This is a genomic window from Candidatus Aeolococcus gillhamiae (assembly GCF_016464765.1).
Lineage (GTDB): Bacteria > Chloroflexota > Dormibacteria > Aeolococcales > Aeolococcaceae > Aeolococcus > Aeolococcus gillhamiae.
This window is the reverse complement of sequence record NZ_JAEKNS010000142.1, coordinates 21236-35728: the sequence shown is the minus strand read 5'-3', so window position 1 is coordinate 35728 and position 14493 is coordinate 21236. Positions and strand designations below refer to the sequence as shown.

The window sequence follows — 14493 nt, the reverse complement described above, 5'->3', positions numbered from 1 at the left end:
GGCCGGCACAGGCGGGGGGCGCTCCCCGCGTGCCCGGCGAGGCGGGTCAGCCCGCCGCCGACGGAGCTCCACCCCAGCTCGGTCCTGACGGTGAGCCCCTGCGCCGCCGCCGCCGTCGCCGTCGTCGCGGTCGCGGGGCGGGCGGAGGCACACCCGGCGTTGGAGCACCGCCAGCCGACGGGGCCAGTGCTCCGGTCGACGGCTCCGCTGCTCCAGGCTCGCTGCACTTCGGGCCGGGTGGGGAGACGCAGAGCTTTAGTCCGCGCCGTCGCCGGCGCCGCCGTGGTGGAGGCGGCGGAGGCCAGGGTGCCCCCGGCCAGTCCGCCGACGGCGAGGCCGCGTCCGTCGAGCCGCCCCCGGCCGCCACCGGCTGAGCGCGACCCATGGCTGGACAGATCAGCGTCTTCATCCGCGCGGGGGATCCCCAATGCGAAGCCCTGCTCCGCTACCTCGACCAGCGCGGCCTCGCCTACACCACCCGCGACGTCACCGCCGACCCCTCGGCGAGCGCGATCCTCTTCGGCCGCCTCGGGCGGGTGGCCGTCCCGGCGCTGATCATCGACGACCGCATGATCGTCGGCTTCGACCCGGTGCAGCTGGCGCGCTTCCTTCCCCGCCCCGATGACGACGGCCCGGGCGTCTCGTTCGGGGCCGCCGTCCGCGCGGTGACCATCGACATCGCCAAGGACCGCGGCCTCCCCGCCGCCTTCGGGGTCGAGGTGGGCCCGGTCCACGAGGCTTCGCCGGCCGCCGAGGCGGGCATCCGCACCGGCGACGTGATCACAGCGATCGGCGGCTACACACTCACCGGGGGCGCCGAGCAGTTCCGCACCGCGGTGGCGGGCCGCCGCCCCGGCGACACCATGATCCTCACGGTCTGGAGGGACGGCGCCTTCGTGGTCTGCACGGTCGAGTTCCCGCGAGAGCCGGCGGAGACGACGGCATCCGCAGAGACGCCGCCAGCCGAGGACAGGGGTGACACTGACAGCTAAGTCGGCTCGCGGGCGACTTCGAAGCGCTGTTCACGGAGCTCAGTCTCCAAGGCTGGGTACGCCGTCAGGTTGGCTTCGATGATCCGGCGAGCCATGGCCACGCGATCGTCGTGGGTGGCCGTGGGCCAGGTGTCGAGCGTTTGCTCGGTGCGATCAGCCCAGGCCAGCAACATCAGGGCGTGCTGGGAAAGGAAGTCGAAGACGAAGGCACGGACGTGAATCTGATCCTGAAAAGGAGCCGTACCCCGCAGGTACTCGGGTCCGACGTCGACGCCGACGTCGAGGATGGCGCGGGCATCGGCGCGCACTTGTCGGAGCGCAGCGTCGAGCTGCGCGCGGGTCGATCGGTCCGCCATGAAGATGCGTAGCAGCGGCTCGCACTCCAGCGCGGTAGCCCGGGGCGGCGTGGCCAGCCACTCCCGCAGCACCTGGCGGCCACGTGGAGTGATCCTGTACGTCGAGCGAGCTCGACGGCCGACGTGCCCCAGCTCGACCTCCGCGAGGCCCTTGGCGACGAGCTGCTTGGTCTCCGCGTAGATCCTGCTCTCGGCGCGGGGCCAGAAAAAGCGCATGTTGCGACGGAGTTGCTTGGTGATCTCGTAGGTCGTCCAGCTCGGTCGCAAGTCCAACAGGCCGAGGATCGCGCTGGCCGTGGTCGCCGTTCGCGGCACGCCCTTGACATTACTCCTAGTAGGAGCGTATTGAGTCTCTTACCGTTCATGGGGTTGGAGGTGTGAGATGGCCGTGGCTTTCCTCTTCGAGGCAGAAGGCGCCGACGGGTCGCAGTACGACGAGGTGATGCGACGGATCGGCCGAGCCGAGCTGGACTCAGACACCCCGGAGGGCATCATCTCCCACATCGCGGGACCGACGGCAACGGGTTGGCGGGTGGTCGACGTGTGGGAATCGGAGGAGCAGGCGGGCCGTTTCTACGGTTCGGAGAGCTTCCAGAAAGCAGCGAGCATCCTTCCGGCGATGCAACAGCACAGCTGGCAGCTGCACCGGCTCGAGACCTACAAGGCCGTCCGGGCGACCGGCGCATAGCGAACCGGACGGTCCGGTCCGGTACCCAACAAGGCCGCGAGCCCTTCAAGATCGCGACGAAGCTCGCGCCGAAGAATTTCGCACTCGGGAGGAGTTCGCTCGGGCACATCTCCGCAGTCGCGAGTTCTGCAGGCGCCCGAGGCCGTGTCGGACGCGAAAGCGTTCGACGCGGCTGCCAATGGCGCCGAAGCCTGTTTGAGCAGCAAGGAGATGTGCTCGTGCGAACTCCCGCCCCTTACGCGGGACTCGTCTTCGGTGCCATCTCCTTCGCGGTTGCCTTGAGGAACGGCCCACCCCAGACCCCGATCGAGAGCAGGCCTCCGAAGATCATCAGCGCCTGCACGCTCACCTTGCCCTGCTCGGTCCAGTAGACGTCCTCGAGCTCGAGCCAGAGCGCGAACTCGTCCAGGGTCAGCGCCGCGCCGACCCCGTAGGCGAACGAGGTGGCGCGGTGGATCGTCTTCTGCTGCTCGGCGTCGTCGGCGATGACCAGCCAGAGGTAGCCTGTGGCCAGCAGCCCGCCGATCCCGAAGACCAGGTGGTGGAGATGGCGGCCGTTGCGACTGAGGTTGTGGAAGGGCCCGATCCCGCGCCGAATCATGTGCGTGATCACCCGCGCGGAGATCGCCCCCACGTCGAACCCGATCGAGGACAGGAAGAGCCGTTCGCGCCGGGTATCCTGGAAGCTGTATAGGTAGTGGTGCCGGATGCGCTTGGGCAGCGCGGCGTTCGCGTTGTAGCCCGGAGCGGCCGCGGTCACCAGCCTGGCGGGGGCTCGGTGCGGTTGAGCAGGCGCACGAAGTCCTCGGCGCGAGCCACCGCCTCCCAACGACGGGCGAAGAAGTCCTGGCAGATGAGCCGGTTGTCAGCCAGGGCGGTGACCGTCACCGCCCACTGGTTGAGGGCCTTGGCCACCTCGACCTCGTGCGTGTTGTTGTCGTTGCGCAGGACCATGCCGCTGGGCGCAGGACGGCGCGCGCCGTCATTGCGTCGGGGGGACGCCATTGCCATTGCGAGAACCCTCCTGCGATTGAGCCGAGTGCGAGCCGGTGGACGGCGGGCGAAGGCGATCGCCTGCTCATACAGCGAACCGGCTGCGGAAGACACCAGCGGTCGGCGCCAATTGTGGCGCAAATCGCCCCGCGACGGAAGGGGCGGCCAGCTCAGCCGTCGATATCGAGGCTGGCCTGCCCCGAGCTGGGGTCGGCGGCCGCCGGCTCCGTCGGCGGGGGCGCCTCGGCCACCCAGGCGGGCACCGAGCCGTCCCGTTCCACGATCCGCTCGAGGATCGGCTGTGGAGGCCGGGGTAGGGGCACATCGAGCAGAGCGGCGAAGTCGAAGGCGTTGACCACCGCGTAGTTGCTGCGGTTGTTGTTGAGCAGCACGTGCACGGGTGTGCCGCGGTCGGCCGCCTCACGGATCGCTGGGACCCATTCCTCGAGCTCGCGAGGCGAGTACAGGTAGTTGAAGCGGTAGTCGCTGGTGGGACCGTCGGGCCGGTACCACGTCGTGCGATTGCGTCCGTGAAAGCGTGCGATGCACAGCTTGGGCGAGGTGATCGCGAGGATCGGCGGCGCGGTGCCGCTGCCCAGCTGCGGCGCGTCGACACCGACGTACACGCAGTCGAGCTCGCGGAGCAGGTCCTCCGTCGCCGGCCACGCGTCGTTGTCAAACCAGCTGCGATGACGGAACTCCACAGCGACGATGTCGTCGGGATGGCGCTCGCGCGTCTCCAGCAGAACGTCGCGTGCGTCGGGACGGTTGGTGAACCAGGGTGGGAACTGGTAGTGGACGGCACCGAGCCTTCCGCTGTCGCGCAGCGGTGACAGCGCGGCCAGGAAATCGCGGACCTCCTCGTCGGTGGGTGGCCGCGGCCGGCCGTTCTCGCGCTCGTGGCGGGTGAGGCTGCGAAACGCCTTGATGTTGAACCGGAAACCGGCCGGCGTGCGCCCGATCCAGCTGTCGACGACCTCGGGCTTGGGGAGGCCATAGAAGCTGGTGTCGATCTCCACCATCGGGAAGAAGCGCGCGTAGTACTCGAGCTTCTCGCGCTGACGGCGTCCGCGCTCCAGCTCTGGCGGGTAGAACTCCTTGTGGTCGGCCCAGTTGCAGGTTCCGACGCGGATCTCCGCAGCCATGTTCCCTCCGGGTGTGCGAGGCACCGTCGCCCCTGAATCGTCAAACAGTAACCACGCTGTGACGGGGCCGCCGGAAGCGCTGCGGAGAATGGCCGAGAACCGGCTGCCAAAGGAGTTCAGGAGCCTCGTGACACAAGTCGCGTCCGTCCCGTCCGCGCCCCCCGAAGGCTCGCTGTCGGACGGCCCGCTCTTCGGTCCAACGGTGCGGCTGCGACTCTTCGCGACCGTGCTCATGGTGCCGGCGCTGGCGCTGTGGATCAAGATGCTGCTGACGCTGCCGGCGGCGTCGCGGACGTACACGCTGCCGGTCTGGGGCCTGGCGGCGCTCTTCTTCATCACCGAGCGTTGGCCGATCGCCGTCGCGCTGCGCCGCGGGACACGCCCGGTGGGGATGTCCGCCGCGCCGCTGGTGCTCGGTCTGTTCTTTGCACCGGGCGGGGCGATCATCGTGGGCTTCCTGGTTGGCGCTGTTGCCGCGGCGATCAGTCGAGGCGACCTGCGCCACCCGGACACCACCTTCAACATCGCGCAGTTCTCCTTCTTCTCCGCCCTTGCAGCCCTGTCGTTCAACGCGACCGCGGGCGTGATCGGGACCGACCAGCTCCCCACCAGCGCATACAGCGCGGTGCTCTGCGCCGGCCTGGTGCTCGTGCTGAGCAGTCTCACCAGCCTGTTCAGCATCGGCCTCAACGACGGCACCGTCCCCGGCGACCTCGCCCTGGAGAACATCGCGCTGTCGTTCGCCGCCACCGCCGTCGCCTGCATGTACGGGCTGATCGCCGCCGAGATGCTGCTCTCCGATCCCAAGGGGATGGCGATCGTCGCCGTCTTCGGCGTGGTTCTGCTCGGTGGCTACCGCCTCCTGCTGACGGAGCGTCGTGAGCGCCGCGTCGCGGAGTTCCTGCGCGGCTCCGACGAGGCGCTCAGTCACTCGAACGAGCTCGAGGCGGCCATCGTCGGGTTGCTCGGCCGGGCGCGCGAGATGTTCGAGGCGCAGATCGCGCAGCTCACCATCTACCCGTCGTCACCGGGAGAGAAGGCGTACCGCACCACTGTGCGCGCCGGCGACCCCAGCGGCACGGAGGTGATGGTGCCCATCGACCTCAACGACCTCGACGACATCCTCGAAGCCGACTCGGACGGCGTCATCATCGACCGCATCAGCGCGTCGCCGAGCTCGCGCGACGTGCTCAGCCGGCGGCACATCGACCACGCCATGGTGTCGTTGCTGCGCGGCCGCTCGCGGCTGATCGGCAGCCTCATGGTGGGCAGCCACGTCACCGCGCGCAGCTTCGACCAGCGCGACCTCCACCTCTTCCAGTCGCTCGCCATCCAGACCAGCTCGACGTTGGAGAACGGCCACCTCGAGCAGTCGATTGCGCGTCTGTCCGACCTGCAGGAGCAGCTCTCCCACCAGGCTTTCCACGACTCGCTCACCGACCTCGCCAACCGCTCGCTGTTCAGCGATCGCATCGACCACGCGTTGCTGCGTCGCAGCCGCACCGGCAAGCCGGTGGCGGTGCTGTTCATCGACCTCGACGATTTCAAGGCGGTCAACGACACGCTCGGTCACTCCGCCGGCGACCAGCTGCTCATGGGTGTCGCCGAGCGTCTGCGCAACTCGCTGCGCCGCCCCGACACCGCCGCGCGGCTGGGCGGCGACGAGTTCGCAGTGCTCATCGAGGACATCGACACACCGAATGAGGCTGAGCTGGTTGCGGAGCGCATCTTCACGGCGCTCGTCGAACCGTTTGCGCTCGCCGGCCAGTCGGTCACCGTGCACGCATCGATCGGTGTGGCGGTGTCGGACGACGCCACCGACAGCGCCAGCCGCCTGATGCGCCACGCCGACGTCGCCATGTACGCCGCCAAGAGCGCCGGCAAGTCCCGCCACGTGCTCTTCATCTCGGGTATGGAGGCGGAGATCGTGGCCCGGCACCGGCTTCGCGCCGACCTCGAGCGGGCCATCTCCGCGGACGAGTTCGGTGTGCACTACCAGCCGATCTTCGACATGGCCGACGGGCGCCTGGTGGCCACCGAGGCGCTGGTGCGCTGGCGGCATCCCACCCGCGGCATGGTCGCGCCCGACGACTTCATCAGCACCGCCGAGGAGACGGGCGTCATCCTCGCGCTCGGGACCCGCGTGCTGCGCAAGGCGTGCATCGAGACCCGGCAATGGCAGGAGAGCTACCCGTCGTCGGAGCCGCTCTGGGTCAGCGTCAACATCTCCCCGCGGCAGCTGCAGCAGCCAGGCTTCGTCGACGAGGTGCTCGACGTCGTCGCCGACACCGGGCTGCTGCCCAGCTCGCTGGTGCTGGAGCTCACCGAGAGCATGGTGCTCGACGACGCCAACTCCGGTGCCAGCATCGACAAGCTCGAGGCCCTCAAGCGCACCGGCATCCGCATCGCCATCGACGACTTCGGCACCGGCTACTCATCGCTCAGCTACCTGCGCCGCCTCCCGGTCGACATCCTCAAGATCGCCAAGCCGTTCGTCGACGACCTCCACAACACCGAGGACGAGGGCGACTTCGCGCGGGCCATCATCGGTATCGGCAACGCGCTCCGTCTCACCATGATCGCCGAGGGCATCGAAACCACCGAGCAGCTCATCGCCCTGCGCCACCTCGGCTGCCATCTCGGCCAGGGCTATCACCTCTCGCATCCCATCAAGGGCGAGGCGGTGGAGCGACTGCTCGCCGCGGGCGGCGTCGACCTCGCGCTGCTTGCGCTGCCGACGCCGCCTCCGGTCGCGTCGATCATCCAGCTGCACAAGCAGGCGCTGTAGAGAGCGGCGGCGTCAGTCGTCCGGCGGCTTGCGCTCCACAAGCAGCTGTGTCTCGGTCGGTTCAAAGCCGACGTTTCGGTAGAGGTCGATCGCGAAGTAGTCGGGGTCGGCGACCATCACGAGCGTGCGTGCCCCGAGCTCGTCGAAGCCGTACCGACTGACGTGGCGGACCAGCGTGCCGGCGAGGCCGCGGCGGCGAAAGTCGGGATCGGTCTGGACGGACTGGAAGCGCGCGAGGCCGGGGCCGGCGGCGAGCAGTCCCATTTGCGCAGCGAGCCGGTCGCCAACGAATGCCCCGAACCAGCGCCCGTGGCCGGCCTCCACGAGCCCGCGATTGATGCGCGCCTTCTCCGTCGCAAAGGTGCGCGCTGCCACTGACTCGATGTTCTCTCTGCCACAGCGTATCTGCAGCTCTACGCCCCGGGCCCAGTCGTCGTCCGAGCGCAGGCCGCGATAGACGGCGTCGCGGTTGATGTGCGCGGGCGTGCGCACCGCGGCGGCTGTCATGACGGTCAGCGCTTCCGCGTCGAAGCCCTTTTCGGTGAACCACGCCAGGTCGGCGAGGGTACCGGTCGTGCCGTCGAAGCCCATCGCGACATGTTTCGCCAGGGGAAAGGCTGCGGCGAAGCGGTCTAGCCATCGCTGCGACGCCGGCGGGTCGGGTACCTCCGCCAGGAGAAGGAAATTGCCCCACCAGTACGTCGGGATGTCGGGGCTGCTGACGACCAGGTGGTCGCCGTGGTCCTCCACCAGTGTCCCGCCGAGCCGCAGCAGCGCCAGGTCGGTCTGGTAACCGAGCGACGCGAGCTGCAGCACGGCGGGACTGTACGGGAAGACCGCTGCGTCAGCCGGCCGCCTTGAGCTCCTCGAGCAGCTCGTCGAGCCGCTGCAGGCTCTCGCTGTAGCCGCTCTCCATGCCCGACTGGATCATCCCGTCGCGGTCTTCGACGGTGAGGAAGCGCTGTGTGCTGATCATCCTGGTCCGGCCATCGTCGAGCTCCTCGAGCTCCACCGTCTCCAGCGTTTCGTGCCCGGGGCCGATCGGCTCGTAGTTGAAGGTCCGGGCGATCCGTGACGGCGGCACGATCTCGCGGTACTCGCCGAAGAACGCGAACTCGTTGCCGGTGGCGTCCTTCATGCGGTACCGCCAGCCTCCGCCCATGCGCACGTCCATCTCCTCCACGACAAGCGTCTCCGAGCGGGGGCCCCACCAGCGCGGGACCAGGGCCGGGTCGTTGTAGGCGCGAAACACGAGCTCGCGCGGCGCGTCGAACACGCGCGTTCCGACGACCTCGAGGTCCAAGGGCATGGTCAGCACGAGGGTCGTGTCAGCGGTCGAGGGCATGGTCATTCTCCTTGTTGACGTCCTGTTCCTTGAGGTCCTGGAGGACCTCGTCAAAGCGATCCAAGCGCTCTTCCCAGAGCCGGCGATAGGACTCGAGCCACGCGTCCAGCTCTCGGAACGCCTGCGGCTTGAGGCTGTAGATGCGCTGCTGCGCCAGCCGCCGCACGTCGACGACCCCGGCGTCGTGGAGGAAGCGCAGGTGCTTGGAGACCTGGGGCTGGCGCAGCTTGAGCCGCTCGACGATCTCGGCCACCGGGCGGGGGCCGCTGAGCAACAGCTCGACGATCTGGAGGCGGTTGGGCTGGGCCAGCGCGATGAGGGTGGCGTTCATAGCGGCGTGAATATATCGAAGTAGGCATATGCGTGTCAAGGCATATGAGTGAGTTGCGCTGCCCGTGTGACGAGGTTTCTCACATCGCGATCGGGGGGTGGTTCGGACTCGATAGGCTGAACTCATGCGCTCGCAACGCGAACTCGGCACGCTGGCGCTCGCCGCTGCCCAGGCGGCCGGCGACGTGATCCGGGCGTCGCGCCGGGACGCGGCTCCGCTCCAAGCGCAGCTCAAGGGGGCCGGCGACTACGTCACCGTGGTCGACCGCGCCGCCGAGGCTGCCGCCATCGCCGTGCTCCACGAGGCAGAGCCCTCCATCGACGTGCTCGCCGAGGAGCGGGGCGGCGAGGTGACTGAGCGCATGTGGGTGATTGATCCGCTCGACGGCACAACCAACTTCCTGCGCGGGTACCCCGAGGTGGGGGTGTCGATCGCCCTGGTGGAGGGCGGCGTGCCGCGTGTCGGCGTGGTCACCGCGCCGCTGACCGGCGGCCACTGGTCGGCGCTTGCCGGCGAGGGCGCCTACGACGCCGCCGGCCGCAGGCTCGACATCCGCCGCTCGACCGGCACCGGCGTGGTGGCCACCGGTTTCCCCTTCCGCCGCCCCGACAACCGGCCTCGCTACCTCCCGGTCCTCACTGCGGCGATGGAGCGTTTCGAGGACCTCCGCCGGGCCGGTGCCGCCAGCCTCGATCTCGCCTACACCGCCTCCGGGGTGTGGTGCGGGTTCTTCGAGCTCAACCTGGCGCTGTGGGACATCGCCGCCGGCAGCCTTCTGGTGCGCGAGGCCGGCGGGGTGGTGAGCGACTGGGGTGGCGACGAGGCCGCCGTCTTCCGCACCGGTGACATCCTGGCGGGCGCGCCTGCGTGGCACGAGCGCATGCTGTCGATCACGCGGGCGGCGTAACCGCGCAGCACAGCGCCGGACTCTGAAGGGAAGGATGGTCACCAACAACAGCGACGCCGTGTCCGCGCGCGCCTCGGGCGTCCTGGCCGGCAAGCGCATCCTCATCACCGGAGTGCTGACCCCCAAGAGCATCGCCTACTCCATCGCGGACGCCTGCCAGCAGCACGGCGCCGACATCGTGCTCACCTCATTCGGTCGCGCCATGAGCCTCACCGAGCGCAGCGCCAAGCGGCTGGAGCCGCATCCCGACGTTCTCGAGATGGACGTCGTCGACGTCGACCAGGTGCACGGCGTTGCCGCGGCGGTGCGCGAGCGCTGGGGCTCGATCGACGGCGTGGTCCACGCCATCGGCTTCGCACCCGAGGACTGCCTCGGGGGCCACTTCATGGAGACACCGTGGTCATCGGTGGCGACCGCCATGCAGGTGAGCAGCTTCTCTCTGAAGACGCTGGCCGCCGAGTTGGTGCCACTCATGCCCTCAACCGGCGGCGCGCTGGTGGCGCTGACCTTCGACGGCACCCTGGCCTGGCCCCTGTACGACTGGATGGGCCCGGCCAAGGCCGCGCTCGAGGCGATCGGACGCTACCTCGCCCGTGACCTCGGGCCCCGCCACGTGAGGGTCAACACCATCAGCGCCGGACCCCTGGAGACCATCGCCGCCAAGTCCATCCCCGGCTTTCGAACACTGAAGGACGCGTGGTCCGGGCAGGCCCCGCTAGGATGGGACGCAACCGACGCCGGTCCGGTCGCGGACACCGCAGTGTTCCTGCTCAGCGACATGGCCCGCGGCATCAGCGGCGAGGTGATCCACGTCGACGGCGGTTATCACTCGCAGGGCGCGCCCCTGCTCACGTCGCCAGAACAGCCAGGAGAGGAATGAGCAACGCCAACGGCAACGGCCGGCCCCGCATCGTCATCACCGGGATGGGCACGATCAGCCCGCTCGGCAATGACGTGCAGTCCACCTGGCAGGCGTGCCGGTCCGGCACGAGTGGGGTGGCGGCGATCACCCAGTTCGATGCGTCCGCGCTGCCCACGCGTATCGCCGCGGAGGTCAAGGGATTCGACGCAGCCGCCGCTCTTGGCGTCAAGGAGGCGCGGCGCAGCAGCCGCTGCATGCAGCTCGCCCTGGTCGCCGCCCGCGAGGCGGTGACCGACTCCGGGCTGGACATCGCGGCCGTCGGTGAGGACGCCGGCGTGCTGGTGGCGTCCGGCGTCGGTGGCCTCGAGATTCTCGAGCGCGCCACGCTCGCTCTGCATCAGCAGGGAGTGCGGCGAGTGTCGCCCTTCACCGTCCCGTCGATGATCGCCGACATGCCCGCCGGCGTCATCGCCATCGAGCACGGCGCCAAGGGCCCCAACTTCGCGGTGGTGAGCGCCTGCGCGTCCGCTGCCCACGCCATCGGCGAGGCCGCCGAATGGATTCGCCGCGGCGACGCGACCGCGGTGATCGCCGGCGGCACCGAAGCGTCGGTCTGCGCGCTCGGCGTCGGATCGTTCAACGCCATGCAGGCGCTCTCGACCCGCAACGACGAGCCCGAGCGCGCCTCGCGTCCCTTCGACCGTGACCGCGACGGCTTCGTGATGGGAGAGGGCGCGGCCATCGTCGTGCTCGAGGAGATGGAGGCGGCGCGCCGCCGCGGCGCGCACATCTACGCTGAGCTCAGCGGGTACGGCGCCACCGCCGACGCCTCGCACATCACCGCGCCCGAACCCAACGGGGACGGCGCGCGCCGCTGCGTGCTCAAGGCCCTCGAGCGCGCCCATGCGCACCCGGCGGATATCGGCTACATCAACGCGCACGGCACCGGGACCCAGCTCAACGACTCCGCCGAGACCAAGGCCATCAAGGCCGCGCTCGGCGAGGCCGCGTCGACGGTACCGATGTCCTCGACCAAGTCGATGCACGGCCACCTGCTCGGCGCCGCCGGTGCCATCGAGGCGATCATCTCAGTGATGGCCATCCGCGACCAGTACGTGCCGCCCACCATCAACCTCGACGAGCCCGACCCCGAGTGCGACCTCGACTACGTGCCCAACGTGGGCCGCGACCAGCGCATCGACCTGGCCATCAGCACCTCGTTCGGGTTCGGCGGCCACAACGCCTGCCTGGCCTTCTCGCGCGTCGAGTAGCCGGCGAGCGAGCGCGATGCTCAGACGACTGACCCGATCGCGGCCGGTGCAGGTGATCCAGGCATACGGCAGCGCCCAGGGCGGCAACTACGCGGCTGGTCTGGCCTTCAACGCGTTCCTCGCGATGTTCCCGCTGATCCTCGGGATCCTCGCCATCGTCGGCCTGGTCATCAACGACCCCGCGGTACAGACCAACGTCTACAACGGGGTCGTCTCGGTGTTCCCGAGCGACGCGCACCAGCAGATCCTGGCGGCACTCGACGGCGTCAAGCACAACGCCGGCATCCTCGGGATCGTCTCGATCGCCGGCCTGCTCTGGAGCGGCACCAGCCTCTTCGCGTCGATGGAGTTCGCGCTCACCAAGATCTTCGGCACTTCACAGCGCGACACGCTGCGTCAGCGCCTGATGGGCCTGGTCATGGTGCTGGTGTTCATCGCCGCGGTGCTGCTCACGGTCACCGCCAACAGCGCGGCGGCGCTGTCACCGGGAGCGGGCATCCTCGGCGCGTTGCTCGGGGCGGTTGTGCTGATCGCTCTGGTGATCATCATCTACCGCTGGGTGCCCAACCGCACCTTCTCGCTGGGAGACATCTGGCAGGGGGCCGTCGTCGCTGGCGTCCTCATCGAGGTGTTCTCACTGCTCTTCCCGCTGTACGCCAAGCTCTCCAAGGGCTTCGGGACGTACGGCCAGCAATTCGCGCTGTTCTTCCTGCTGGCCACGTGGCTGTCTTTCATGAGTCAGTTCATCCTCATCGGCGCCGTGTTCAACAAGATCCGGCTCGGTACGCCCAAGGCCGACGGCATCTTCGCCTCATCCGAGGCCAAGAGCCGCGCTCACAAGGAGCCGCACCAGGCGATCGAAGAGCAGAGGCGCAAGACAGCCGGCTAGACCACGGCGTCGGTACTGCAGCGCGCCGACGCCCCCGCCAGTGCCGCCGTACGCTCAGGTGCCAGGCACCCGCGTCCGCCCAGCCTGTCGAGGAGGGTCCATGGACGCGCCCGCTCCCTATTTTCAGTGGGGATTCATCCAGATCTCGCTGCCGAACCTGGTGGTCATCGGGGTGATGCTTTTCCTCTTCGTGCTCGCTCTGGTGCTTCCATTCCCCGGCCACGGTGGTGCGCACGGCAAGGACGCGACCAAGCAATGACCGTCGCCGGGCGTCCACCGACGAGTTCGGAACCTGAGCTGCCCGCACCACTGCCATCCGCGCCCGTCGCAGGGTCAGGAGGCTGGACCGGCGCCGCGGCCGGCTGGCTGCAACGCCGCCTGCCCATCACCAAGCTGCTCCCGACCCGGCAGCCGTACTACATCGGCTCGTGGGTGTATGTGTTCGGCGTGGTGACCATTGCGGCGCTCGCCTGGGTGGTCATCAGCGGCGTCGTGCTGGCCTTCTTCGGGCCGCAATGGTGGCACGTGTCGGCCACCGGGCGATTCGTCAACAGCCTGCACTTCTGGAGCATCCAGCTGTTCTTCATCTTCATGGTGCTGCACCTGTGGGGCCAGTTCTGGGCAGCCGGCTGGCGCGACGGTCGGGCCCCCACCTGGATGATCGGAGCAGTCATCTTCCTGGTCAGCATCGTCACCGCGTTCACGGGGTACATCGCACAGCAGAACCTCGACGCGCAGTGGATCGCGGTCAATGGCAAGGACGCCATCAACGCCACCGGGGCCGGCGCCTTCTTCAACCCACTGAACTTCGGCCAGATGTACGGCTTGCACGTGATGCTGCTGCCCATCGCGGTCACCCTGCTGGTGATTCTCCACGTCATCCAGGTGCGCCTGCGCGGCGTCGTGGCACCCATCGGAGCCACGGACGCGGATCTTGTTGAGAGCGGCACCGCCGCGTCGACATGAGGCGGCGCGCCCGCGGTCCCGACCCCGAACGCTTTCGCACAGTCCGCTACGACCTGCTCAAGGAGCTGGCCGTCGCCATGGCCGTGGTCACCGTCGTGGTGGTGGGACTGTCGGTGGTTCTGTCGTCGCCCGACGTCAAGGCCGACACCATCCAGCGCTGGGCGCAGGAGGACCCGGTCGACTTCGTGACCACGGCCACCAATGAGCTTGCCGGGGCCAGCCTCAGCGCGGCGTACGGGCCGCCGTACAACACCGGCACCGCCTCGATTCAGAGCTGGTGGGTGCTGCATCCCCAGGAGTGGCTCGGCGTCCACCAACCGGTGGACAGCGTCAACCAGTTCGTGCTCAACCCGCTCAAGACGGCGTCGGCAAGCGACGCCGCGCTCGCGGCCGCCCTGACTGCGTTCAACGGAGCCAGCTCCGACAAGCAGACAGCGTGGCTCACCGCGTACACGACCGCGCTCGGCACCGCCACCACCGATGGCACCAAGGTGACAGTCCCCGCGGGCGATGACGGTCCGGTCCCGATGCTCATGAGCGGCGAGCTCATGGTGGCGCAGAGCGGCGGCCTCGATGGCCTCCTGCTCTCCAGCGCAGGCACCTTCTACCAGACCGACTACACGGCTCCGCTGCTGTTCATGGGCGACGGCGCGCACCTGTCGGGGCTTGCCAAGGACCAGCACCTGTTGGGCAACCAGTGGGGCGTGATGAACGAGACCGGACGCTACCCCGGCCAGGCGTGGCTCTGGCTGTTCCAGATGTGGTACCAGATCCCGCCGTACAGCACGTCGGCCAACGTCGACCTGCTGGTGGTGTTGACCATGGGCGTGCTCAGCCTGGCGCTGGTGTTCCTGCCCTTCATCCCGGGGCTGCGCAGCATCCCCCGCTGGATACCGGTGCACCGGCTGATCTGGCGCCGCTTCTACGCGGAGCAACGCGCCGGGCGGACGTAGCGCCGGG

17 protein-coding genes and 1 pseudogene are annotated in these 14493 nt (G+C 69.0%); 11 read left to right on the top strand and 7 right to left on the bottom strand.

Going from position 1 to position 14493, the window contains the following annotated elements:
• Together JF886_RS14165 and JF886_RS14160 are read left to right on the top strand one after the other, a co-directional pair.
• Nucleotides 1–374: pseudogene (locus JF886_RS14165) on the top strand (hypothetical protein); the annotation flags it as partial.
• A 9-nt stretch (nucleotides 375–383) separates the two neighbouring features.
• A complete protein-coding gene (locus JF886_RS14160) occupies nucleotides 384–992 on the top strand; it encodes a PDZ domain-containing protein (protein ID WP_337313550.1) in 609 nt (202 codons plus the stop codon).
• Here JF886_RS14160 and JF886_RS14155 read toward each other — a convergent pair.
• Complete coding sequence (locus JF886_RS14155) at nucleotides 989–1663, bottom strand: PadR family transcriptional regulator (RefSeq protein ID WP_337313548.1); 675 nt, start codon at nucleotides 1661–1663, stop codon at nucleotides 989–991. The genes JF886_RS14160 and JF886_RS14155 overlap by 4 nt on opposite strands.
• Nucleotides 1664–1730: 67 nt before the next feature.
• Here JF886_RS14155 and JF886_RS14150 point away from each other — a divergent pair, with 67 nt between their 5' ends.
• The gene (locus JF886_RS14150) at nucleotides 1731–2036 is read left to right on the top strand and encodes a hypothetical protein (protein WP_337313546.1); all 306 of its coding nucleotides are present in this window, start codon (nucleotides 1731–1733) and stop codon (nucleotides 2034–2036) included.
• A 235-nt stretch (nucleotides 2037–2271) separates the two neighbouring features.
• Here JF886_RS14150 and JF886_RS14145 read toward each other — a convergent pair whose 3' ends face one another.
• The 3 genes from JF886_RS14145 to JF886_RS14135 all read right to left on the bottom strand — a co-directional run bounded on the left by JF886_RS14145 (nucleotide 2272) and on the right by JF886_RS14135 (nucleotide 4174).
• Nucleotides 2272–2796, bottom strand: a complete 525-nt coding sequence (locus JF886_RS14145) for a hypothetical protein (protein WP_337313544.1) — start codon at nucleotides 2794–2796, stop codon at nucleotides 2272–2274.
• Complete coding sequence (locus tag JF886_RS14140) at nucleotides 2793–3047, bottom strand: hypothetical protein (RefSeq protein ID WP_337313542.1); 255 nt, start codon at nucleotides 3045–3047, stop codon at nucleotides 2793–2795. Before JF886_RS14140 ends, JF886_RS14145 begins: the two co-directional genes overlap by 4 nt.
• A gap of 152 nt (nucleotides 3048–3199) precedes the next feature.
• Nucleotides 3200–4174, bottom strand: coding sequence for a DUF72 domain-containing protein (locus JF886_RS14135; RefSeq protein WP_337313540.1), 975 nt, complete (start codon nucleotides 4172–4174; stop codon nucleotides 3200–3202).
• Between the two features lie 127 nt (nucleotides 4175–4301).
• Between JF886_RS14135 and JF886_RS14130 the strand changes: the two genes are divergently transcribed.
• Nucleotides 4302–6962 carry a putative bifunctional diguanylate cyclase/phosphodiesterase gene (locus tag JF886_RS14130; RefSeq protein ID WP_337313538.1) on the top strand — a complete coding sequence of 887 codons (2661 nt, stop codon included), beginning with the start codon at nucleotides 4302–4304 and terminating at the stop codon, nucleotides 6960–6962.
• A 12-nt stretch (nucleotides 6963–6974) separates the two neighbouring features.
• On the opposite strand, the gene JF886_RS14125 is transcribed toward JF886_RS14130, so the two are convergent.
• From JF886_RS14125 to JF886_RS14115, 3 genes are read right to left on the bottom strand one after another with little or no spacing between them, the layout of a single operon-like run.
• Nucleotides 6975–7778 carry a GNAT family N-acetyltransferase gene (locus JF886_RS14125; protein ID WP_337313536.1) on the bottom strand — a complete coding sequence of 268 codons (804 nt, stop codon included), beginning with the start codon at nucleotides 7776–7778 and terminating at the stop codon, nucleotides 6975–6977.
• A gap of 28 nt (nucleotides 7779–7806) precedes the next feature.
• Nucleotides 7807–8307 carry an SRPBCC family protein gene (locus JF886_RS14120; protein ID WP_337313534.1) on the bottom strand — a complete coding sequence of 167 codons (501 nt, stop codon included), beginning with the start codon at nucleotides 8305–8307 and terminating at the stop codon, nucleotides 7807–7809.
• Nucleotides 8291–8638 (bottom strand): ArsR/SmtB family transcription factor, encoded by a 348-nt coding sequence (locus JF886_RS14115; RefSeq protein ID WP_337313532.1) that lies wholly within the window; start codon nucleotides 8636–8638, stop codon nucleotides 8291–8293. The genes JF886_RS14120 and JF886_RS14115 overlap by 17 nt, the downstream gene beginning before the upstream one ends.
• 124 nt (nucleotides 8639–8762) lie before the next feature.
• On the opposite strand from JF886_RS14115, the gene JF886_RS14110 reads away from it, so the two are divergent.
• The 7 genes from JF886_RS14110 to JF886_RS14080 all read left to right on the top strand — a co-directional run bounded on the left by JF886_RS14110 (nucleotide 8763) and on the right by JF886_RS14080 (nucleotide 14486).
• Nucleotides 8763–9545 carry an inositol monophosphatase family protein gene (locus JF886_RS14110; protein ID WP_337313530.1) on the top strand — a complete coding sequence of 261 codons (783 nt, stop codon included), beginning with the start codon at nucleotides 8763–8765 and terminating at the stop codon, nucleotides 9543–9545.
• A gap of 34 nt (nucleotides 9546–9579) precedes the next feature.
• Nucleotides 9580–10425 (top strand): enoyl-ACP reductase FabI, encoded by an 846-nt coding sequence (gene fabI / locus JF886_RS14105; protein ID WP_337313528.1) that lies wholly within the window; start codon nucleotides 9580–9582, stop codon nucleotides 10423–10425.
• Complete coding sequence (fabF, locus tag JF886_RS14100) at nucleotides 10422–11678, top strand: beta-ketoacyl-ACP synthase II (protein ID WP_337313526.1); 1257 nt, start codon at nucleotides 10422–10424, stop codon at nucleotides 11676–11678. The genes fabI and fabF overlap by 4 nt, the downstream gene beginning before the upstream one ends.
• Before the next feature lie 16 nt (nucleotides 11679–11694).
• The gene (locus JF886_RS14095; protein WP_337313524.1) at nucleotides 11695–12567 is read left to right on the top strand and encodes a YihY/virulence factor BrkB family protein; all 873 of its coding nucleotides are present in this window, start codon (nucleotides 11695–11697) and stop codon (nucleotides 12565–12567) included.
• A gap of 100 nt (nucleotides 12568–12667) precedes the next feature.
• Nucleotides 12668–12826 carry a hypothetical protein gene (locus JF886_RS14090; RefSeq protein WP_337313522.1) on the top strand — a complete coding sequence of 53 codons (159 nt, stop codon included), beginning with the start codon at nucleotides 12668–12670 and terminating at the stop codon, nucleotides 12824–12826.
• Nucleotides 12823–13533 carry a cytochrome b N-terminal domain-containing protein gene (locus tag JF886_RS14085; protein WP_337313520.1) on the top strand — a complete coding sequence of 237 codons (711 nt, stop codon included), beginning with the start codon at nucleotides 12823–12825 and terminating at the stop codon, nucleotides 13531–13533. The genes JF886_RS14090 and JF886_RS14085 overlap by 4 nt, the downstream gene beginning before the upstream one ends.
• Nucleotides 13530–14486, top strand: coding sequence for a hypothetical protein (locus JF886_RS14080; RefSeq protein ID WP_337313518.1), 957 nt, complete (start codon nucleotides 13530–13532; stop codon nucleotides 14484–14486). Before JF886_RS14085 ends, JF886_RS14080 begins: the two co-directional genes overlap by 4 nt.
• Nucleotides 14487–14493 lie beyond the last annotated feature (7 nt).